Genomic DNA, 20,152 nt, shown 5'->3' with positions numbered 1-20,152 from the left:
GTGGTTCAACGACGCAAGTTCCTCCTCGGTGCCGTGGGCGCGGCCGGCCTGGCCGGCTGCACCCGTTCCCCTTCCCGGGCCGCTGCTGTCTGGGAGCAGCCCACGGCGGCCCCGCTGCACGTGACCGCACCCACCGGCCAGGTCTCCCCGGCCGATCCGGTCGTCGTGGCGGTCGACGGCGGCAAGATCCAGTCGGTCACCGGCCTGGCCGGCGCGGTCGACGCCGACGGGGTGACCTGGCGATCCACCGGACCCCTGGCCTACGACAAGACGTACAAGGTGACCGCTCATCTGCTCGACAGCCTGGGCGCCCAGGTCTCGAAGACGTCGACTTTCACCACGGTCAAACCACGGGCGCTGGCCGCGGTCACCTTCCAGGCCAACGGCATGGCGGCCCTGGAAACCGGCGGCACGTACGGCATAGGCCAGCCGGTGATCGTGGCCTTCAGCAAGGCGGTCAAGGACAGGGCGGCCGCCGAGAAGGCCATCACGGTCGAGACGACCCCGCACGTGACCGGCAAGTTCTTCTGGGTCGACAACAAGATCGTGCATTGGCGCCCCGCGAAATACTGGGCAAAAGGCACCACGGTCAAGGTCAGCGTCAACACCTTGGGTGTCAACCTCGGCAACGGCTTGTACGGCAAGGCGAACGCCACCACCCACTTCACGATCGGCCGTTCCCTGATCGCGATCAGCGACAACAGCACCCACCACACGAGGGTCTACATCGACGGCAAACTGACCCGGGACATGAAATGCAGCAACGGCCAGGGCGGCTACACGAAAATAGCCAACGGCGACCAGATCCACTTCTGGACCCAGAACGGCCCCCACGTGGTGCTGTCCAAAGAGCGCACCCACAGCATGAGCTCGGCCAGCTACGGCTTGAGCGATGAGAACAACCCGTTCTACTACGAGCCCGAAGACGTGGAGTTCTGCACCCGAATCTCCTATTCGGGCGAGTTCCTGCACGCCGCCCCCTGGAACACTCAGCTGGGCCGGGCCAACACCTCACACGGCTGCATCAACTTGAGCACGGCCGACGCCCAGTGGGTCTACAAGAACTTCATGGTCGGCGACGTGGTCGAGGTCGTGCACAGCCCGAAGGAGTTGCCAGCCTGGGACGGCCTGGGCGACTGGACGGTCTCGTACGACAAGTACGGCACCTGATCCGTAGATGCGGGGCCGGCTGCCGTAACGGCCCGACGTCCCATGATGCGGTCGGCTTCCAGCCAAATTAAGTCCGGCATATCCGACTTGATTACCGGCAGTGCTGCCGGAGCCGGTCGCCCGGTCCGCTGACCTGCATGATCATGACGACGCCGTCCATATGACCGGTATACCCGATTCGCTGTGACGGTTCCCGGGGGATTGCCCGCCTGATCTCACGGCACCTACCGTCGGCGATCGTGGAACCTGAACCAACGCCGCGCGAACGCGCCACCGCCCGCCTGATGCGCCAGTACCAGCAGGCGGGGCCAGGCTTCGACGGCATTCACCAGATGCTTCTGCAGCACTTGCGCGACAACCGGCGCGCCGAGGCGAGGGCCGCCGACTCGACCGGGCTCGCCCGCGCCGTCTTCGACCTGGGCTACACCGACTACCAGCGACCGCACATCTCCTGGCCCAACTTCGTGATCGACGCGAGCGTGCTGTGCTCCCACGCCCGCCTGGACAGCTCCACCGTCGGTGCCGCCCTCGTCGAGGCGGTCGCCGACGAAGCCTGCCGGGTGATCGTGTCCCCGGCGGCGTACCTGCAGGTGGCGCCCGATCTCAGCGGTGAGCAGGACCAGCGTCTCTACCGGCTGCTGCGCCGCATGGATCCCGCGCATGCCGCGCCGTCAGACGACAACGAGGACCCGCAGCCGATCTTCGATCTGCCGGCGCTGGCGTTCCGCGAGGCCGACATCATCGCCCGCCTCAAGACCGGTGAGCGCCCGGACATCGTGCACACCGCCTTGCTGGCACTGCGGCACCGATGCGTGCTCGGAACCCTGGATCCGGCCGCCTATCACCGAATCGGATACCTGCGCACGCTGGACCTCGCGGCCTGAGTCCAGAAGCTGCTGCGGATGCAGCGAGGGCCCAAGCACAAGCCGCGGCAGTGGCCGAAACCGGAAGTAGCGTGACTACCCGATTCGAAGAAAGCAGTATTTTTCTTTGGGAGTGGATGCAGCTTGAGAGAGGCATCAGGTCCAAGGCGCGGTCAGACCAACTCAGCCGACCTGCGAGTCTTGCAACTATTCTCCGCGCATATTCCGAGGTAGCACACCTACGGGACGAGGATCTAGCCGAACTGCGGCGCCTTCTCCAGATCCGAAACAAGATCGTTCACGCCCCGGAAAGTCTGGACGCTGAGGAAATCGCGCGGGCACTCCCCGCCCTTCGCACGCAACAGGCAAAGCTAAGCGAGCATTCTTAGCGGGGAAGCCGCACCGGAACTAGGCCACGTATCCCTGGAGATTCGTGGCATCTATTTGCGCCTGCTGCAGGGCTGAGATCCCGGCGCCAAGGCGAGGCCCGCAGCGCCGGGATGTGGGTGCGGTCTGGCCATTTGGAGCAGGACCGGACCGCTCCGTTACCGTTTCGCGAGCACCTTGTGAAGGAACGTAGCGACAGCAAGGCCTACCGTTAAACCCTCGGCTGGGCCAGTTGCAGTCCCTAACGCGAAACCACAACCCACTCCGGCGACTGCGATGACGCCCCAGCGCACGGGTAGATGTAGATCTCCGTCTGGCGGTTCAGGGCGGTCTTCAGCGGGGCGACGGCGGAGATTTAGTCTGGACATGGTTCGGCAGATCCTCGTTTCGTCAGACGCGGCGAGCTGGGGTTGTGTTGAGCCGGGCCTCTGAGCGGTGCCCGCCGTTCAGAGGCCACCTAATAGTCATCAAGCGTCTAGCTTCGGGAGCCCAGTCCAGGACTGCTCGAAGCCTGCTGGGACAGGAACTATGGGGACCGCATCGACCAAGCCTTGCAGGGCCGGCGTCGCGTCAGACGTGACGGCTGCAGCGGACTTCGCACTCGCCGCGCTGCGCTTCCGATGCCTGAACGGGCGTTGAAGCGTGTAGCGGTTTTCGGCGGTCCATCCGACTGGTGCGTTCGGGGCCTTCCGGGTCACCCGCTGCTGCGTCATTAGGTTGTAGCGTTCCAACTCCGCGAAACCTCGCTCTGCCGTGTCTGCTGACCAGCCGTACCACTCGTCGACGCGGTGGGCTGGCAGCGCCGTCGACTTGAACTCCGCAGATAGGACGAGAAGCATGGCGGTCGCCGGCAGGCTCAGCCGCTGGTCCCACTCGTCGTACCAGTAGCCGAATGGCAGGTTGATGTACGGATCGAGGTTCGCCCTACCGGGGCGGGTGTAGGGCTCACCGCTTCCGTCTTCCTTAAGCAAGGTCACGGTGATCTCCGAGCTTCGCGGACGCACGCGCTTCCACTCCAGCAGCTTGCGCTCCTGGAGACGGTTGAGAATCCTGACGACTGCAGTGAGCGCGGAACTGCTGGAGGCCCGATCGGTGGCGCCAAAGGCGCGAGCCCAGATATTGCTATCAAGGGTGTACGACCACCCAACGCCTTCAAGGTCGCCACTTGTGATCGCGACGAGGTACAGGTAAGCATCCAAAGCACGGATGTCTCCCCGTCGGACGAAGGCGGCGAGCGGACCCACCCGAGGGGTGCTGCCGGGGGGCCGCTGAATGAAAGCGCGTCTCAGAGGGGCAGATTTGCGCTTCGACTTCTTCAAGTAGAAGCGCCTGGTCTCGTAGGCCGACGCCGCTTCGGGCGGGACATGCGGGCTGAGCAGAACCGGACGTGTCATGCCGAACATCAGGCCACATCTGACCACGCGCTGCAAGTCACTAGGCCTGACTGATCGCGACACGGCAGCGGGTACATGTAATGCCGGTGATGACCGCTAATGAAAGGCCTACTGTAATGCCGATGCAACGTCCAAGGAGGGATCGCGACGATGCAGCGCCGCCCTCTGGGAAACCGTCGTCCAGCGGCAGTCGGTCGGGGGAAAGTTCGACACCAAATCAGCTTCTCGGGCCCGAAGCGGTTCAGTAGCCGTGGTGTCACTCTAAGCGAACAACGTCCCCGGGGTGGGGCCGCGCGCCCGGGATGAACGTGATGTGCTGCTCGACCGCTCGCTGTGGCGGTCCGGTGTACTCGTGCAGGGTGAATTGTCGATGGTCGTCGGTGGGTCGGACGGTGACGGCAATGCCGCTTCCCTCCTCGAACCGCAGCGTGAAGATCGGGTCGAGTGCACACAGGAACGCGAATCCTTCCTGGTCCGCTTCGTCGGCGAGGCGGCCGTGGGCGTGCCAGCCGGCACCAGCAGCGGAGATCGTCATTGACACCTCGACGGTGCTACGGGTCGCCTCGGTGAGCAATCCCGGCCACCCCCATGCGGCGGCTTCGGGCACCCTGTCGGTCGGGGCGGCGCGTAACGTGCGTGAGGCCGAGGCCCTGAGCGCTACGACGAGGAGCATTCGTGGACGTGGATGAGAGCCTTCGTCGCTTTGGTCTGGAGCCCTCTGGCGATGACCTCGATGTGATCCGGGGCGTGCTGCGTGAGCAGGCGCAGCTCATGCAGGATGAGCAGGACACCGAGCTGATGCGGCTGTGCTGTGTTCAGCTGTTCAATGCCGGCCGCCTCGATGACGTGCTGACCGTCTGGCTGGCCAAGGAATCCAGCTGGGATGCCCACTGCGCTCTCGAAGTTCAACTGCTGTGCGGTGCGGGCCTCGATGCCACCAAGGCTCACCTGGCCGCCGACGGCTCCGAGCTGGCCGCGGAAGCGCTGGGCTACCTGGGTGAATGTGAGGCTGCCGGGGACTTTGAAGGCTTCTCCGTCGACCGGCAGGCGCAGGCGTGGGGACAGTATTACCGCGGCGACGAAGGATGATCACCCAGAGGGGTTGGTCGATGGCTTTCCGTTATGGAAGTCCGTATGCTCCGGGGAATGGCGCGCCGATCTAGCCTCAGCTATCGGGAAGCGATGCGCCAGCTGGCTCCGGGCAATGCGCGGCTGTCGCAGATCGACAAGGTGCTGTCGGCGGGGCTTCTCACCGGTGGGGCCCTCTCCCAAGGGGCCACCCTCGCCCTTCTGGGGCCGAAGAACGCGCTCCTTCAGGCCGTCCGCGACTTCACCGGTAATCCCGCCGGGCGGATTCGGACCTCGGGTGGCAAGTCCTACTACGAGTTGCTCGAGGCCAGTCACACCGTGCTCGCCCTGTCGGCCTTCTTCGACGCCTTTCGGGATGAGGTGGGGCCGGGGTTCGACCGGCTGGAGCTGACCGACGCCGAGAAGGGCGCGGTGGCCGCGCGGGACGGGCGGGGGCGGTCGCTGTCCGATGAGATCGATGACGGGGGTTTCCCGCTGCCCTCTTCCGTGCAAGGGCTGGGCGAGTCCCGTACGGATGTCGAAAACGCCTATGTCGCCCTCTACGACGCCACCATCGTGTTCTGTGAAGGGCTTGCCGCCTGGCCTGAGGTACGGCGCGGGCTCGATCATTCCTCGCTGCGCACGCGGGTGGTCGAGCGGAGCATGCGGTACTACGACGACCGGTTCGATCGGCTGGCGGCCGATCTTCCCGAGTTCGGGTTCCGGACGTTGCGGCAGGCGCTCGAGCATGGCGTCATCGACAACCGTGAGATGACCGCAAAGGTGGTCAACCGGCTGGACGCTCTCGAGGATCTCTTCGAAAATCTGGCCGCGCTCCACGGTCCTGTGCCGTCGGCCGTGACCGATCCGCTCCGGGATTCGCTCGATCGGCTGGCCGCCTCCATGACCGTGGTGTTCAAGCAGCCGTTGTTGCGGATCAAGGGCATCGACTTCCACCTGGGCATTCCGACCGTGGAGAAGGGTTTCATCAGCCCGGATTTCCGGATCGCGGAGTACGACCGCTATGCCAAGCCGGAGCAGGAGGACTGGTGGAAGGAGCAGCGCTGGAGCGCTGACCTGGTCGGTTTTCTCAGTGACTATCTGACCGACCCGGAGAGCCTGCACCGGCCGCTTCTCATTCTGGGCCAGCCGGGTGCCGGCAAGACGCTGCTCACCCGGGTCATCGCGGCGCGGCTGCCGGCGGCCCGGTTCACGGCCATTGTGGTGCCGCTGCGGTTGATGACCGGGGACAAAAATCCGGCCGAGCAGATCGAGTCGGCCATCGAGCAGATCATGGATGACCGGATCCGGTGGAAGGATCTGCGGGAGGCGTCGAAGCGTACGACCGTGGTCGTGGTCTTCGACGGTTTCGACGAGCTTGTGCAGGCCACCGGCACGGCGCATTCGCAGTACATCGAGCGGGTGGCCGAGTTTCAGGAGCGGCAGTGGGAGCTCGGGTTCTCGATGATCCCGATCATCACGTCACGCATGCTGGTCATGGATCGGGCCAGTCTTCCGTACGGAACCGTGCTGGTCCGTCTTGAGGATCTTGCCGATCAGCAGATCGGCGACTGGGTCCGGGCGGTCAACAAGGAGAACGAGAAACAGGCCGGCTTTCGGCCGTTGGTGGCACGGGACCTTTTGTCGTACGGGGAACTGGTGCGCCAGCCGCTGCTGCTGACCCTGCTGGCGATCTACTACAACGAGCACAGCGTCGATCAGCGGCCGGACTACGACATCTCGCAGTCCGACCTGTTCACCGGGCTGCTCACCGCCTTCATCCGGCGGCAGGTGGCCGAGAAGTCGCCGCGGGCGCCGTCGACGGAGGAACGGGCGGCCCAGGAGGAGCAGCTCCGCCACGATCTGGCGATCACGGCCTTCGCGATGTTCAACCGCAACCGTGAGGTGGTCAACCGGGCTCACCTGCGCGCCGACCTGGCCTGTTTCGGGGCCTCGGCCGACGCCGCGGCCCCGCCCGGTGATCAGCTGGGGCCGGAGCAGCTGGTCACGACGGCGTTCTTCGTGGTCTACGGGCCCGACGACCTTCAGGGCGAGGACACCCGGCGGACGTACGAGTTCCTGCACGCGACCTTCGGCGATTTCCTCATCGCCGATCACGTCCTGAACTCGCTGCGCGACCTGGCTGAGCTCCGCCGGTTCCTGCGGGCCGGATCCGGGGCCCAGCTCGGCACCGGGCGGTTCCGGGCCCTGCTGTCGCATCAGCCGCTGGTCAAGCGGGACGCCGTGATGATGTTCGCCAAGGAGCTCAGCGCCAAGCTGAGCCCGCAGATGCGGGCCGCCGTCGTCGAGACCGTGGTGGCCCTGCTGGCCGAGGCCCGGCAGCGTCACGACATCGCGGGCATCGACCGCTACGAGCCGTCGCGGTACGACCCGGTGCGCCTGCTCGCCGCCTACACCGCCAACCTGGTCAGCCTGGCCGCGCTGGTCGCCGGCGAGCGGGGCGTGCTGCACACCGACCTGATGGATGAGAGCACCTGGACCTCGACCGTGCGGCTGTGGCGGGCCGGGCTCGACGAGAAGGGCCAGCTCGCGATGATCAGCTGGCTGGGGCGGGACAGCGAGGGGCGGATCACCGCGGTGCGCCGGGAGCAGCTCGGCAACGGCCTGAACGTGGCGGCCGAGGAGGCCCGGCTGGTCGGCGACATCACCGCGTACGGGCAGTTGCAGGCGGGCGCGCGCACGTGGCGCGGCCACCAGCCGGAGAGCTTCGAGAGCGGCCGTTTCCACGCCGACATGGTCGAGCTGGCCACCCGGCGCTGGCCGGTGCCCTCGCTCAACACCCTGACCCTGTACGACGAGCGCGGCTACCGGCGGCTGCTGGAGCGCGCCCGGGAACGGCCCGAGGCGGTGTCCAGCACGACGGCCGCCCTGCTGCTCGAGTGTCTGGCCGAGGACGGCCGGCAGCTGCCGGCCGACCTGGTGTGCGCGCTGACCCGGGTGGCGCTGAGCCGGCTGCCCATGTCGGTCACGGCGCCGGCCGAGCTGATCGTCTCGTGCCCGTACCTGATGGATGAGTTTCCCGATCTGCTCCGCTCGGTGGGCGCCCCGGAGGGCCACGCCGTCCTGCACGCGCTGATCCTGCGCACGGGGTTGAGCCGGCTGCCGGAGCGGTACGCGCAGCAGGTCAGCGCCGTCGTGGCCGATGTGGAGAGCCGGCTGGCCGAGCTGCCGGTGGAGGAGGCGATGGTCTCGGCCGAGATGGTCGAGCAGTTCGCCGACGCCGGTGTCGGCAACCGCACCGCGCTGTGGCTGCTCATCGCCCTCAGCGGCTTCCCCGACCAGGCCTGGCAGAAGATCCCGCCGGCGGCCATGACGCGCCTGCTGTCACAGCGGCGGCCGGACGAGTTCCTGGACGAGGCCCGCCTGAGCCGCATCCTCACCGACTATCTGCGCGCACACGGCCGGGCGCCCGGCGACGACACCCTCGCCGGCGCCCTGGCGGAGCTGACGGCATTCGAGGAGGCCCGGGTTGTCCCACCCGCAGACACGACATGAGCACGTCGTCCGTACGGGAGGGAGGGTCCTCGCCGTCGACGCGGTCGGTGCGGGGAACGGGCGGCCGGTGTTCCTGCTGCACGGCACCCCCGGCAGCCGCAGCGGTCCCCGCCCGCGGCCGAGCGTGCTCTACCGCCAGGGTGTCCGCCTGATCTCGTACGACCGGCCCGGATACGGCGGCTCGAGCCGGTCGGCCGGCCGCAGCGTGGCCGACGCGGCCGGTGACGTGGCGGCGATCGCCGACCACCTCGGGATCGGCGAGTTCTCGGTGGTGGGGCGCTCCGGCGGTGGTCCGCACGCGCTGGCCTGCGCCGCCCTGCTGCCCGACCGGGTGCTGCGGGCCGCCGTGCTGGTCGGCATGGCGCCGTCCGACGCGGCCGGGCTGGACTGGTTCGGCGGGATGACCGACGCCAACGTCCGCGACTTCCGCAGTGCCGGGCACGACGACGCGCTGCTGGTGCAGGAGCTGCGGCGGCGCGCGGCCAAGGTCATCGACGATCCGGGGTCGCTGCTCGAGTTCCTCATCGAGCAGATGACCGAGGCCGACAAGAAGGCCGTGGCCGGCGTGCCGATCCGGCGGCAGCTGCTCGACGCCTACGCCGAGGCGCTGCGTGAGGGCCCGGACGGATGGATCGACGACGTACTGGCCCTGCGCTCGGACTGGGGTTTCGCCCTGACCGAGATCAAGATGCCGGTGCGGTTGTGGCACGGCGCCGACGACAACTTCACGCCGGCCAGCCACACGCGCTGGCTGGCCGGGCAGATCCAGAGCTCCGAGGTGCAGGTGCAGCGGCACACCGCGCACTTCGGCGCGGTGGCCGTGCTGCCGGAGATCCTGGCCTGGCTGACCCGGCCCGACCACCCGCAGATCAGATCGGATGCGGGTCGATGATGCGCCGCTGGAACTTGCTCTCGCGGATGGCGGCCACCGCGAGGTGGCCCTCGCCGAGCCGCCGGGCCAGGCGCCGTGCGGTCGCGTCGAGCTGCTGACTGCGCCGGCCCGGCTCGAGCCGCTCCTGGAGCAGCAGCAGGTTGGCCCGGCAGCGCAGGGCGTTCGGGTGGTCCTCGCCCAGCACCCGGTTGAGCCCGTCCGAGGCGCGCTGCAACAGGCGCAGCGCCTCCTGGTCGGCCGCGGCGCGGCCCTCGGGCGGGCCGGCCTGCTCGGCGATGGAGATGGCCAGGTTCATCCAGCCCGAGAGGGCGTACGGATGGTCGCTGCCCAGCGCCTCCGACAGCAGCTCGGCCGCGTCCGCCGCCAGCTCCCGCGCCCGGTCGAGATCGCCCGCGTAACGGGCCACCATGGCCAGGTTGAGCTGGCAGACCAGGGTGAGCGGGTGCCGCGGCCCGAGGTTGCGCAGGTAGATCTGCTGCACCTCGGTCAGCTCCTCGCCGGCCAGCTGGTGCTGGTCGACCTGGAGCAGGTTGATCGAGAGGCTGAGCCGGCACGTCAGCGTCTCGGGGTTGTCCGGGCCGAACCGGTCGGTCAGCGTCTTGAGGGCGGCGCCGAGCAGCTCACCGGCCTCGACCGGCTGGCCGGCCGCGCGCAGGGAGACGGCGAGATTGGTCTGCGTACGCAGGGTCATCAGGTCTTCCGGGCCGCGCGTGCGCAGCAGGTCGCGGTAGACGCCGCGGAGCCGGGCGATGGACTGCTCGTAGTCGCCGGCGTCGCGCATGTCGATGCCGACGTAGGCCGACGAGATCAGCGTGTCCGGGTGTTCGGCGTGCCGGAGCAGGCGCCGGCCGGCCAGCACCATCTCGTCGTTCTTGCGGGCCTCCCGGAAGTCGCCCATCAGCCGCTGGGTGCTGGCCAGGTTGTTGAGCGCCTTGAGCGACCGCCAGTGGACCTCGCCGAAGTTCTTCTTCCAGGCGGCGAAGGTGGTCGCGTCCAGGGCCAGGGCCTCGCTGTACTGGCCCAGGCCGCGCAGGTCGCGGGCGAGGCCGCCGGCCGTCATCAGCGTGTGCGGATGGTCGTTGCCGAGCAGCTCCCGCTGCTGCTGGAGCACCTGCGCGTCGAGCGCGTGCGACTCCTTGAGCAGGCCCAGGAAGCTCAGGATGTTGCCCAGGTTGAACTGCAGGTGCAGCAGCTGGCGCCGCAGGTCGGCCGCCGCCTGCTCGTCGGTCTCCTCGCGCAGCATCTCCTCCCAGGTCGTCGCCACCTCCTCGCCGAGGCGCCGGCCGGCCTCGAGCTCGCCGCGCAGCTGGAGGTACCGGACCCGGTCGATCATCAGCTCGCGCACCTTGGGCACCCGGCTGAACGGCGCCTTCGACACCTCCAGGTGTGGCCAGATCATGCGGAACTTGGGCCAGTCCTCCGGGTCGTCGACCTCGTCGCTGGGCCGGGCCGCAGCCAGCACCAGATGCACCTGGCGGCGGGCTTCCTCGCGCTCGTCCTCGGTCATCCGGGAGCGGACCGCGTGCTGCAGCAGGCGGTGCATGACGACGAAGCCGCCGCGGCCGGTCTCGCCGCTGGACGGGTTGTCGGCCCGCAGGTCGACCCGGACCAGGGCGAGCCGGTGCGCCTGCTGCACGAGCTGCTGGCGGATCAGGCGCTCGGTGGTCACCTGCGAGTGATAGGGGACCAGGGCCTCGGCGAAGGCGTCGCTGTAGACCAGGTCGGTGGCGATCTCCGGGGAGAACATGGAGCAGAGCTGGAGCACCCGGTAGGCGGCCGGATAGGTGTCGCGCAGGTGGCTGAGCGACAGCTCCCAGGTCGCCTCGACCGACTCGTTCTTGTGCGGCTCCATCACCGCGCCCGCACCGGACTGGACGATCTCGGAGAGATACTGCTCGACCGAGGCGCCGGTGTCGGCCAGCCAGGCCGCGGCGGCCGCGATGGCGATCGGCAGGTCGCCCAGCAGGCCCGCGATCCGGTCGGCCTGCTCCTCCTCGATGGTCGGCACGCGCTGGATCAGGTGCTGCTTGCTCTCCTCGCGCTTGAACACGTCGACCTGCACCGCGGTGGCCCGCTCGGCCCACTGCAGGTTGCGCGAGGTGATCAGCACGTGGCCCTTGCCCTCGGGCACGTACGGCAGGACGCCGTCGACCTCGTCCGCGTTGTCCATGATCAGCAGCCAGCGGAGGTCGGTGTGCCGCAGCCGGTCGAGCACAGCCCGCGCGTTGTCGCGGTTGGAGTCGGACGGGGCCAGGCCGAGCGAGGGGGCCAGGTCGCCCAGCGCCGACTCGAGGAACGACACCTGGTCGGCGTCGATCCACCACACGACGTCGTAGGCGGCACGGTAGCGGTGGGCGTACTCCAGCGCCAGCTGGCTCTTGCCGATGCCGCCCATCCCCTGCAACGCCACTGGGCCCGGGCTGGCCAGCACGACCATCGGGCTGCTGCGCAGGTGGGTACGGAGTTGGCGCAGATCCTCCTCGCGGCCGGTGAACCGGGTGTTGCGGCCCGGTACCTCGAACACGGAGTTGTCGGCGCCCGGGAATCGGGGGCTGGTCGGCAGCTCCACATCGGAGGGCGCGCCCTCCCGGCCGATCAGGCGCAGGATGCGCGCGGCCGCCGCCTCGGCCTCGAGCCCGGTGATCGAGGCGCTCTGTGAGGCCGGCACGTGGGCGAGGCGGCGGACGTCGGCCACGTAGACGACCAGGGGCACCTGGTCGGGAGAGCGGTCGGCGGCGCTGGTGATGGCCTCGTCGGTGGCGTTCGACTCGGAAACGATCAACAGCTCGCGGGCCGCTCCGGAGACGTCGGCGTCCGGGAACCACGGGTCGACCACCTTGACGTCGGCCGCCACCAGCAGGTGGCCGATCCACTCGGCCCACACCCGGTCGTACGACGAATGGCGCAGCACGACCTCGTTCTCGACCGAGGCGGGCGTACGGGCGAACCGCGCGTTGATCCGCTCGCGCAGGGCGGTGGCCATCGGCGGCAGCGACAGCACGTCGCCCTCGGTGATCTCGCCGGCCAGCACCTCGTACGCCGAGAGCAGCGAGCCGTTGGACCCGGGCTGGTCGGCGAAGGTCGCCAGCAGCTCCTCATAGCCGTAAAAGGCCTGGTAGGGCACCTGCATCCGGGCCCAGTAGCGGTCCCGCCCGGCCTCGTCGAGGCCGCTCGGCAGGCCGGTGAAGCGCTGCCGCGCCACCGCCCGGCCGGTGTCCGCCTTGACCTTCTCGGCCGGGTCGATCCGCATCGGCACCGGGAGCACCCGGATCCGCCGCTTGTCGTAGCGGTGCTCGACGAGCTGGGCCACCTTGGCCGCGCCGACGATGCCCTGCTCGCTGAGCGTGAAGCAGGTGACCAGGATGTCCGGCAGGTGGATGGTGCAGATGTCGGAGACGTCGGAGAACCCCGTACGGCTGTCGATCAGGACGTAGTCGTAGTGCTTCTTCATGTCGGCCCGGAGCGCGTCGAAGAACTGGCCGCCGCCCTTGCGCTCGTAGAAGTCGTCCCAGTTCATCCCGGCCAGGTAGCCGGCGTAGTCGTTGTTCTGCTGCCCGGCCGAGAGGAAGTCGAGGGTGCCGCCCCGGGGGAAGTGCTGCCAGTTCAGCGAGAACGAATACTTGTGCACCCTCGCGTACTGCTCGTGCCAGCGCTCACCGTCCTTGTCGGACTGGGTGGCGGTGGACAGCTCGTAGTCCTCGATCAGGTCGATGACGCCGAACATGCTGTCGAGCGCGTCGCGGTCGATGAACGGGGCGAAGAACCGGGCCAGGCCGGGCGACTCGAGATCCCAGTCGACGGCGAGGACCCGCTTGCCGTTCGCGGCCAGGATCCAGGCGACGTTGGCCAGCGCCATGGTGCGGCCGGTGCCGCCCTTGTAGGAGTAGAAGGTGACGACTTTCCCGTCCCGCTGCGCCATCTGATCACTCCGTGCTGGGTGGAATGCTGTCCCATAGCCGTGGTCTCCGAGTCGGCCGGCCGGGCGGTGGATAGGCCGGGTGTTCGTCGAGATAGCGGCGCCGCATGCGGTGAGCCAGACCGTTGATGCCGGAGCGCCACTCGTCGTACGCGGTGACCTTGAGCAGCCCCGCGTGGGTCGGGAAGTATTCGGCGGCCCGGTCGAGCTGCTCGCCGGCCGGTCCGTCGGCGATCAGCACCACGCCGACCCAGCTGCGCAGGCAGCTCACCGCCTCGCGGATCACCCCGGTGCCGGCCGTGCCGAGCACCCGGGTGTCGATCACGATGATGCCCGGGCAGTGCTCGAACAGGTCCCCGGCCGGCACGAAGTCGTGCACCCGGGCCGGCATGCGCAAACGCTCCACGGCCAGCACGATGTCGTCGACCACGGGCGGCTGGCCCGGAAACGGCCGCCATTGGCTGCGCAGCGACTCATAGCCGTTGACCAGCGCGGCGTCGCCGGCCGAGGGCGCCCAGTCGGAGGTGATCAGCACCGTCCGGAAGGGAATGTCGACCGGCGGCGGCGCGGTCACGGCCGACGGGATCGAGGGCGAGGAGACCTGCAGGGGCGAGCCGGCGGCGGTCTCGACGATGTGCCGGGCCATCCGCCGCACGATCTTCTGATACTCGCCTTGGTAGATCAGCAGCCGGCACAGCGCGCTCATGCCGCTTTCCGCGTACGCCTCGACGTCGCGGGCGATGAGCAGGGCGCGCTCCTGCTCGGCGCGATGCGCCCGCAACGGCGACGGGGTCCACAGCACCGGCAGGATGTTCGCGCCGTCGGGCGCCCGGCCGGCGCGCACCACGCGCTGCCGGAACCAGTCGCGCTCGCGCCGCGACTCGAGCCGGTTCAGATATTCCGGCGTGTACAGCGGGACGAGGACGTCGGCCTCGGTGAGGGCTCGCTGGCGATGCGCCTGGCGGTCCTCGGACGGCGGCACCACGAAGTCGGCGAAGCCGGGCCGGCGGACGCGGCGGCCGGGCTGCTCGTCGATGGCCGCGTTGAGGTCGACGAAGAAGCGGCGCACCCAGTGGTCGCCCAGGAGCCGGTCGTCCGGCGACGGTATCGGGGCATAGCTGAGATAGAAGTACCGGGCGTCGGCCGAGGAACCTCTATCGAGAGTCATCTCGGTGTGATCACTAACTGCTCCCCGAACGGCGCACTCCGTAACGTTCACATCAGACTAGAGGAGGTAATCAGACGGAGACCAGGTTCTACCGCGCCGGATTACGATCCATCCACCCGACCGCGAACCGAACCATCGCCCGGACGGGTAGCAGCCGCGCCGGTGCCTGCCCGATCGTGCCCTTCCGGGTGAACGGCTGATCGTCGAGGCTGAGGCCGATGCGGGTGAACGGCGCGGCGTCCAGATGCGGCGCGCGGAACTCGCGGCGGACGCGGTGGCCGTGGTCGAGCTCGTAACAGCGATAGGGGCGGACCATCGGCGGGCGGCGCAGCCTGTACTCGGCCAGGTGCAGCGCCGTGCACGACTCGTAGCCCACGCCGAGCAGCAACGTCTTGGCGTTCGCCCGCTCCAGGGCGGCCAGCGGCGACCGCTCGCCGAGGTGGCTGTCGAGGTCGTGCACACGCATGAGCTCGCGGGCCCGGCGGCCCCACGCGCTGAACGAGGTCTGCGGATGTCCACTGCGGATGGCGCCCGGGCGGCGGCGAACGTACTCGGCGAAGGCCCCGACGCCGTACGAGGGCGTGCGGCGCACGTCGAAGCCCGGCATCCGCTCCTCGTAGGCCCGGCGCTCCTCGTCGGTCATCCCGTCCGTCGCGGCCCGGTAGGCGTCGCTGCTCACCGAGTTGTCCGGGGTCTGCGCGGGCACGACGAGGGTCCCGCCCGGTCCCACCGCCGCGCGCAGGGCGCAGGCCAGGGCGGCCGCGCCGCCGATGATCCGCCCGACGCTGCGCAGCGAGCAGTGCACGAGCACGACGTCGCCGACCGCCAGGCCCAGGGCCCGGAGCTCGGCGATCAGCGAACGCTGGCGGGTCGCGGTGGTCATGGCGCCCAGGTGCTCACCATGCCGGAGACCTGTCGCAGCAGCCGCGAGCCGACGGGCGTCAGCGCGTCGGTGCGCTCGAGGGCCTGGATGGCCTCGGTCGTCCAGGCCCGGTACTGCTCGAAGACGGCCGCGGCGCCGTCGACCCGCCGATCGCTGCGGACCCGCCACATGCCGGCCACGGCCGCGTGGGCGTAGATGCCGTGCAGCACGGCCTCGGCCGGGCGCGGGTCGGGCCGCCAGCCAACGGTGATCTTGTTGGGCTTGGTGACGTCGACCAGGTTGCAGATGTCGAGCAGCGCGTTCATCTTGCTGTGCTGGAACTCGTGCACCAGCAGGACGGCCAGGGAGGCCGGATCGGTTTCGGTCACGGCGACGCTGCCGAAGGCCTGCCGGGCGGTCGAGGCCTCGCTCACGCCGTCGCCGGTCAGGCGCAGCGGCACTATCGCCCGCAGGCCGACGCGCAGCTCCTCGGCGTGGCCGGGCGCCTCGTCCCGCAGGATCCGCCAGGCCTCGGCGAAGGCGACGGCCCAGCGCTGAGCGGCGTCGTCGTCGAGCCGGCCGGAGGCCGGGAGCTTGTGGCAGTCGCGATGGGGATCGAGGTCTTCGAGCAGGACGGCGAGACCATCGGTGACCAGCCACCGGTTCGGCAGCCAGGACGTCTCGTCGTCGAGCCGGACGACAGTGTCACCCACGCTGAGCGAGCCGTCGCCGACGTGGAGCTCGGCGATCGAGTCGGCGACGCCCGGCAGCAGGATCGTGCCGAGCGTCGGCAGGTGGACGCGGCCGTCGCGCACCGGGACGAAGGTCTGCGCGGGCACGCCGGCCGCGAAGGCGGCGGCCGCGGCGATCGAACCCAGGTATCCCGGGCCCTGCCACGTGCCGGTGCCCGCGCCGGAGAGCAGTTCAACGGCCCAGGACCGGATGTACGGATGAGCCAGCACCCCGGCCACGGCGTCCGGATGCGCATGATCAAGATCGGTCAGCACGGCCCAGTTGTCGGCGGACGGGCCGGTCGCCTCGAGCCCGCCCGCGACCTTGACGAGCAGGCCGCGGACGATGGCGTTCTGCGCCTCGTCGAGCCGTCGCACGGCCCCGCCGTCGCCGGCCGAGACCGCTATCCGGTCGAGCACGGCCTGCGGCAGCAGCGTGGGATCGGCGTCCGCGGGCGCCGGCGGAGGGTTGTCGTTCACGCACATGATCAGTTCTTTCAGGTCGGCGCAGTAGACGCTCGGGTTGTCGAAGCTCCCGGCGCGGTAGCGATGCGCGAACAGGCCGCCCCCGCACTGGCCGACCACGGGACACTGGCGGCAGGTGGGGCTGAGCCCGTCGAGGCCGGAGCGGCGGCGGGTCAGCTCGGGCGTGGCTGCCACGTCGTCGGCGGTGTGGGTGAAGACCGTCATGCCGGTCGCGGCGGCGCCGTCGAAGGCCGTCTTGAGCGAGTCGGCCTGCTCCCACTCGCCGTCGGTCTCGATCACCGCGAGGTCGACCGGATCGAGGCCGACCCACTCACTGCCGCTGGGCCGCCCCTCGCCCAGCGCCAGCAACGAGTCGAACAGGCGGATCGCGACCGGGCGGCCATCGGTGATCCAGCGTCGATAGACGGCCGAGAGCCAGGTGGCGTACGGGGCCGGAGCGCTGCCCGGGCGCAGCGGCGGCGCCTCCCAGGTCGCGTGCGGCAGGAGGAAGTCGATCCGCGGCGGGGCCTGGGCCAGGAGCGCCTCGTAGACCCGGATCGGGTCGGAACGCACGTCCACAGTGCACAGCAGGCCCGAGTAGAGCCGCCGGAAAGCGGGGCGGCGCAACAACTCCAGCGCCCGCAGCACCTGGTCGTAGCTGCTGGCGCCGTTGCGGTAGCGGCGGTGCAGGTCGTTGGCATCGCGGTCGCCGTCGATCGAGACGCCGACCCGGACGTCGAACTCGGCCAGCAGCTGGGCGAAGCGCTCGGTCAGCAGCACGCCGTTCGTCTGCATGCCGAGCCGCAGCCCGGTCACCGGGCCCACGATGTCGCGCAACTCGGTGAGCACCTCACGCATGCGCGCGGGCCCGAGCAGAAGGGGCTCGCCGCCGTGCAGGATGACCGAGACGTCGGCGAGGTCGTGGTTGCGGGCGTGCTCGGCTATGCGGTGGGCGGCGGCGCGCAGGACGGTGCCGTCGATGCGCGCGGGCCGTCGCCGCCAGCTCTGATCGGCATGCTCGAAGACGTAGCAGTGGTCACACGCAAGATCACATCGCGAGTGGACCTTGAGTACGAACTCCGTCAATGTCCCATCGGGCTGCCGGGCGGGCATGGGCTCAGATGAACGAGGAGAACTTCGCCGCGGGGATCCGGGTCTGGTCGAGGTGCGCCGCCATGATCCGGTTGACGATCGGCGACACGTCGTCGTCCGACAGGTCGTCGAGGTGCTCGGTGTTCAATTTGCCCAGCGGGAGCCGGGGCTTCTCCGCGTGCACAGCTAAGGTCGTCATCGATCTTCCTTTGGGCTTCTGTGGAGAGCGACAGACCGCCTCGCCGACGGCCTACCGTAGTGCCTGCGGCGGCCGACCGCCAACGGGCTAAGGGACGGACTTTGCGCGCGAAAAGACGACCCGGGTCGATGCCTGGACGTCTTCGCGCTTGCTGTCCCAGCCTCGGCGGACGCACCCGGGAAAGGGTTGCCCTGTCGCCAGACTAGTCTTGTCGCGTATGGCCAGGGGCCATTAAAGTAAGTTCGTTTTGGCGTGTTTTGTGGCCCCGCGCTGCCAGCCGGTACGGACAACGCCGAGCGGGGTGCCGAGGCCGCTGCCGACCCCACCAACGGGTGACAGTCGGAAATCCGATTCGTTCAGTCGGACGGCGTCTCCGGGGCCTTCGTGTAGAGGATCCCGCGGGCCTGTTCCGCGGCCCGGATGATGCTCTCGGCGACGAAATCCATGAAGCGGGCGATGTTCTCGAGCCGGACCGCGGCCGGGGTGCCGGGGATCAGGACGGCGACGCCCTGCCGCGCGGTCTCGGCCAGATCGGCGTTCTGCCGGGCGCTGGCGATCATCGAGTTGAACCAGACGTCGTTGTCGACGCGGTAGCGCTCGCGGCGGCGCTCGTCGCGCTCCCGCCGGATCAGCTCGAGGTCCTCGAGCAGGCCGACCGACTTGGAGATGGACGCCGGGCTCACCTGGAGGCGCTGGACCAGCTCGGCCGCGGTGAGGCTGCCCTCGTCGGTGGTGAACAGGCAGGTCAGAATGCGTGCCGTCATCTTGGGCAGGCCCTGCTGCATGAACAGGGTCGTGAAGGTCTCCTGATATTCGAGCACGGCTGCGGCGTCGCGCCCGTGCGCCTGCGGCACCGCGGGCCCGTCGGGGGTGGTCTGCCGGCGCCGGTGGGCGCGGCGCTCGGTGGCGCGGTGGGCCAGGTCGGAGCGATAGGCGGTGGGCCCGCCGTTGCGCATCACCTCGCGCGTCACGGTGGAGGTGGGGCGGTCGAGGCGGCGGGCGATCTCGGCGTACGCCAGCCCGTCGGACAGGCCCAGCGCGATCTGCTGGCGTTCCTGCTGGGTGAGCCTGCCTCCGGGCATGCCGATCTCCCTTCCTCGGTGCGGCCAGCATAGCGTTCATCGCGCTCAATGCAACGCTGCTGTTGCATTGAAATCCCAACCGTTGCAACGAAATAGCGCTCTTGAGCTGCTGTTATCTCTGAGCAATGCAACAACATTGTTGCCCGATTCATGAACGCAACGTAGCGTTTCGCACATCGGAAACGACCGTTGCAAGGAGAGAACGATGCAGACCTTCACCACCCCCGCCCCGATCGCCGCCGTCCTCGACATCCCCGCCGGACGCGTCCAGTTCATCGCCTCCGACCGGTCCGACACCGTCGTCGAGGTCCGGCCGGTCGACGCCGGCAAGGGCCGCGACGTGAAGACCGCGGAGCAGACCAAGGTCGAGTACGCCGACGGCGTCCTGCGGATCGAGGCCACGGCGACGAACCAGATCCTCGGCAGCTCCGGATACATCGAGGTGATCGTCCAGCTGCCCGCCGGCTCGCGGGTCGAGGCCAAGGCGGCCGCCGCCGAGCTCCGGGGCGTCGGCCGGCTCGGCGAGGTCGTCTTCGCCGGCGCCCAGGGCGAGATCAAGCTCGACGAGGCGGCGAGCGCGCGCCTCACGACCTCGGCCGGTGACGTCGCGATCAGCCGCCTGACCGGTCCGGCCGAGATCGAGACGGCCAAGGGCGACATCAAGATCGCCGAGGCCGTACGGGGTTCCGTCGTGCTCCGCACGCAGGCCGGGTCGATCTCGATTGCGGCCGCTCAGGGTGTCTCGGCCGCGCTCGACGCCGGCACCGGGTACGGCCGTGTCGTCAACGACCTGAAGAACGACGGCGCGGCCACCCTCGACATCCACGCCACCACCGCCTACGGCGACATCGTCGCCCGCAGCCTCTGAACCTCATCGCCGGCCGCGGCCTCTCACCCTCATCGCCGGCCGCGGCCTCTCACCCTCATCGCCGGTCGCGGCCTTCTCACCCTCATCGCGGGTCGCGGCCTTTGACCCTCATCGCCGATCGCAGCTCTGACCTCTGAGAGGACCACCATGACCAACCTGGCCATCGCAGTGAACGGGCTGCGGAAGTCGTACGGCGACAAAGTCGTGCTCGACGGCGTCGACCTGGCCGTACCCGAAGGAACCATCTTCTCCCTGCTCGGCCCGAACGGGGCCGGCAAGACCACCGCGGTGCAAATCCTGTCGACCCTGATCTCACCCGGCGGGGGCGAGGTCCGGGTCGGCGGTCACGACCTGGCCACCGACCCGCAGGGCATCCGGGCCGCGATCGGGGTGACGGGGCAGTTCTCGGCCGTCGACGGTCTGATCACCGGCGAGGAGAACATGCTCCTGATGGCCGACCTGCACCACCTGACCCGCGA

The 20,152-nt window shown here is 69.2% G+C and carries 15 protein-coding genes; 7 read left to right on the top strand and 8 right to left on the bottom strand.

The window, feature by feature from the left end:
- Complete coding sequence (locus tag CRP55_RS32775; protein ID WP_097325237.1) at window positions 1-1,170, top strand: L,D-transpeptidase; 1,170 nt, start codon at window positions 1-3, stop codon at window positions 1,168-1,170.
- Between the two features lie 239 nt (window positions 1,171-1,409).
- Window positions 1,410-2,054, top strand: coding sequence for a hypothetical protein (locus tag CRP55_RS32770; RefSeq protein ID WP_143235068.1), 645 nt, complete (start codon window positions 1,410-1,412; stop codon window positions 2,052-2,054).
- An 833-nt stretch (window positions 2,055-2,887) separates the two neighbouring features.
- Here the strand turns inward: CRP55_RS32770 and CRP55_RS32765 are convergent.
- Window positions 2,888-3,823, bottom strand: a complete 936-nt coding sequence (locus CRP55_RS32765) for a hypothetical protein (RefSeq protein WP_143235067.1) — start codon at window positions 3,821-3,823, stop codon at window positions 2,888-2,890.
- A gap of 247 nt (window positions 3,824-4,070) precedes the next feature.
- Window positions 4,071-4,349 (bottom strand): hypothetical protein, encoded by a 279-nt coding sequence (locus CRP55_RS32760; protein ID WP_143235065.1) that lies wholly within the window; start codon window positions 4,347-4,349, stop codon window positions 4,071-4,073.
- A gap of 140 nt (window positions 4,350-4,489) precedes the next feature.
- Between CRP55_RS32760 and CRP55_RS32755 the strand changes: the two genes are divergently transcribed.
- The 3 genes from CRP55_RS32755 to CRP55_RS32745 are packed head-to-tail and all read left to right on the top strand — an operon-like array spanning window position 4,490 to window position 9,290.
- Window positions 4,490-4,903, top strand: a complete 414-nt coding sequence (locus CRP55_RS32755; RefSeq protein ID WP_097325231.1) for a hypothetical protein — start codon at window positions 4,490-4,492, stop codon at window positions 4,901-4,903.
- Between the two features lie 57 nt (window positions 4,904-4,960).
- Window positions 4,961-8,398 (top strand): NACHT domain-containing protein, encoded by a 3,438-nt coding sequence (locus CRP55_RS32750; protein ID WP_179855428.1) that lies wholly within the window; start codon window positions 4,961-4,963, stop codon window positions 8,396-8,398.
- Entirely contained in the window at window positions 8,373-9,290 is a 918-nt protein-coding gene (locus CRP55_RS32745; protein ID WP_097325228.1) for an alpha/beta fold hydrolase, read from the top strand. Before CRP55_RS32750 ends, CRP55_RS32745 begins: the two co-directional genes overlap by 26 nt.
- Here CRP55_RS32745 and fxsT read toward each other — a convergent pair.
- The 6 genes from fxsT to CRP55_RS32720 all read right to left on the bottom strand — a co-directional run bounded on the left by fxsT (window position 9,268) and on the right by CRP55_RS32720 (window position 18,805).
- A complete protein-coding gene (gene fxsT, locus CRP55_RS32740; RefSeq protein WP_097325226.1) occupies window positions 9,268-13,209 on the bottom strand; it encodes an FxSxx-COOH system tetratricopeptide repeat protein in 3,942 nt (1,313 codons plus the stop codon). The two genes, CRP55_RS32745 and fxsT, sit on opposite strands and share 23 nt — an antisense overlap.
- Window positions 13,210-13,213: 4 nt before the next feature.
- On the bottom strand, window positions 13,214-14,374 hold the full coding sequence (locus CRP55_RS32735; RefSeq protein ID WP_097325225.1) for a TIR-like protein FxsC: 1,161 nt from the start codon (window positions 14,372-14,374) through the stop codon (window positions 13,214-13,216).
- Between the two features lie 88 nt (window positions 14,375-14,462).
- Window positions 14,463-15,257, bottom strand: coding sequence for an AAC(3) family N-acetyltransferase (locus CRP55_RS32730; RefSeq protein ID WP_245923532.1), 795 nt, complete (start codon window positions 15,255-15,257; stop codon window positions 14,463-14,465).
- On the bottom strand, window positions 15,254-17,545 hold the full coding sequence (locus tag CRP55_RS32725) for an FxsB family cyclophane-forming radical SAM/SPASM peptide maturase (RefSeq protein ID WP_097325223.1): 2,292 nt from the start codon (window positions 17,543-17,545) through the stop codon (window positions 15,254-15,256). The genes CRP55_RS32730 and CRP55_RS32725 overlap by 4 nt, the downstream gene beginning before the upstream one ends.
- Window positions 17,546-17,549: 4 nt before the next feature.
- Entirely contained in the window at window positions 17,550-17,723 is a 174-nt protein-coding gene (locus CRP55_RS53370) for a hypothetical protein (RefSeq protein WP_179855427.1), read from the bottom strand.
- A gap of 356 nt (window positions 17,724-18,079) precedes the next feature.
- Window positions 18,080-18,805, bottom strand: a complete 726-nt coding sequence (locus tag CRP55_RS32720) for a MarR family transcriptional regulator (RefSeq protein ID WP_097325221.1) — start codon at window positions 18,803-18,805, stop codon at window positions 18,080-18,082.
- Window positions 18,806-19,010: 205 nt separating this feature from the next.
- Here CRP55_RS32720 and CRP55_RS32715 point away from each other — a divergent pair, with 205 nt between their 5' ends.
- Together CRP55_RS32715 and CRP55_RS32710 are read left to right on the top strand one after the other, a co-directional pair.
- Complete coding sequence (locus CRP55_RS32715) at window positions 19,011-19,673, top strand: DUF4097 family beta strand repeat-containing protein (RefSeq protein WP_097325220.1); 663 nt, start codon at window positions 19,011-19,013, stop codon at window positions 19,671-19,673.
- A 147-nt stretch (window positions 19,674-19,820) separates the two neighbouring features.
- A partial coding sequence (locus CRP55_RS32710) for an ATP-binding cassette domain-containing protein (RefSeq protein ID WP_143235062.1) occupies window positions 19,821-20,152 on the top strand: 332 nt, incomplete at its 3' end.

The sequence above is a fragment of the Paractinoplanes atraurantiacus genome (genome assembly GCF_900215205.1).
GTDB lineage: Bacteria > Actinomycetota > Actinomycetes > Mycobacteriales > Micromonosporaceae > Actinoplanes > Actinoplanes atraurantiacus.
The sequence above is the reverse complement of the archived record's forward strand: the minus strand, read 5'-3'. Positions and strand labels throughout refer to the sequence as shown.

What these genes read in the sequence shown, in the direction of transcription:
- CRP55_RS32765 (WP_143235067.1), bottom strand. Translation starts at nt 3,823, where the DNA reads ATGTTCGGCATGACACGTCCGGTTCTGCTCAGCCCGCATGTCCCGCCC.
- CRP55_RS32760 (WP_143235065.1), bottom strand. Translation starts at nt 4,349, where the DNA reads ATGACGATCTCCGCTGCTGGTGCCGGCTGGCACGCCCACGGCCGCCTC.
- CRP55_RS32750 (WP_179855428.1), top strand. Translation starts at nt 4,961, where the DNA reads ATGGCGCGCCGATCTAGCCTCAGCTATCGGGAAGCGATGCGCCAGCTG.
- fxsT (WP_097325226.1), bottom strand. Translation starts at nt 13,209, where the DNA reads ATGGCGCAGCGGGACGGGAAAGTCGTCACCTTCTACTCCTACAAGGGC.
- CRP55_RS32735 (WP_097325225.1), bottom strand. Translation starts at nt 14,374, where the DNA reads ATGACTCTCGATAGAGGTTCCTCGGCCGACGCCCGGTACTTCTATCTC.
- CRP55_RS32730 (WP_245923532.1), bottom strand. Translation starts at nt 15,257, where the DNA reads ATGACCACCGCGACCCGCCAGCGTTCGCTGATCGCCGAGCTCCGGGCC.
- CRP55_RS32725 (WP_097325223.1), bottom strand. Translation starts at nt 17,545, where the DNA reads ATGCCCGCCCGGCAGCCCGATGGGACATTGACGGAGTTCGTACTCAAG.
- CRP55_RS53370 (WP_179855427.1), bottom strand. Translation starts at nt 17,723, where the DNA reads ATGACGACCTTAGCTGTGCACGCGGAGAAGCCCCGGCTCCCGCTGGGC.
- CRP55_RS32720 (WP_097325221.1), bottom strand. Translation starts at nt 18,805, where the DNA reads ATGCCCGGAGGCAGGCTCACCCAGCAGGAACGCCAGCAGATCGCGCTG.
- CRP55_RS32715 (WP_097325220.1), top strand. Translation starts at nt 19,011, where the DNA reads ATGCAGACCTTCACCACCCCCGCCCCGATCGCCGCCGTCCTCGACATC.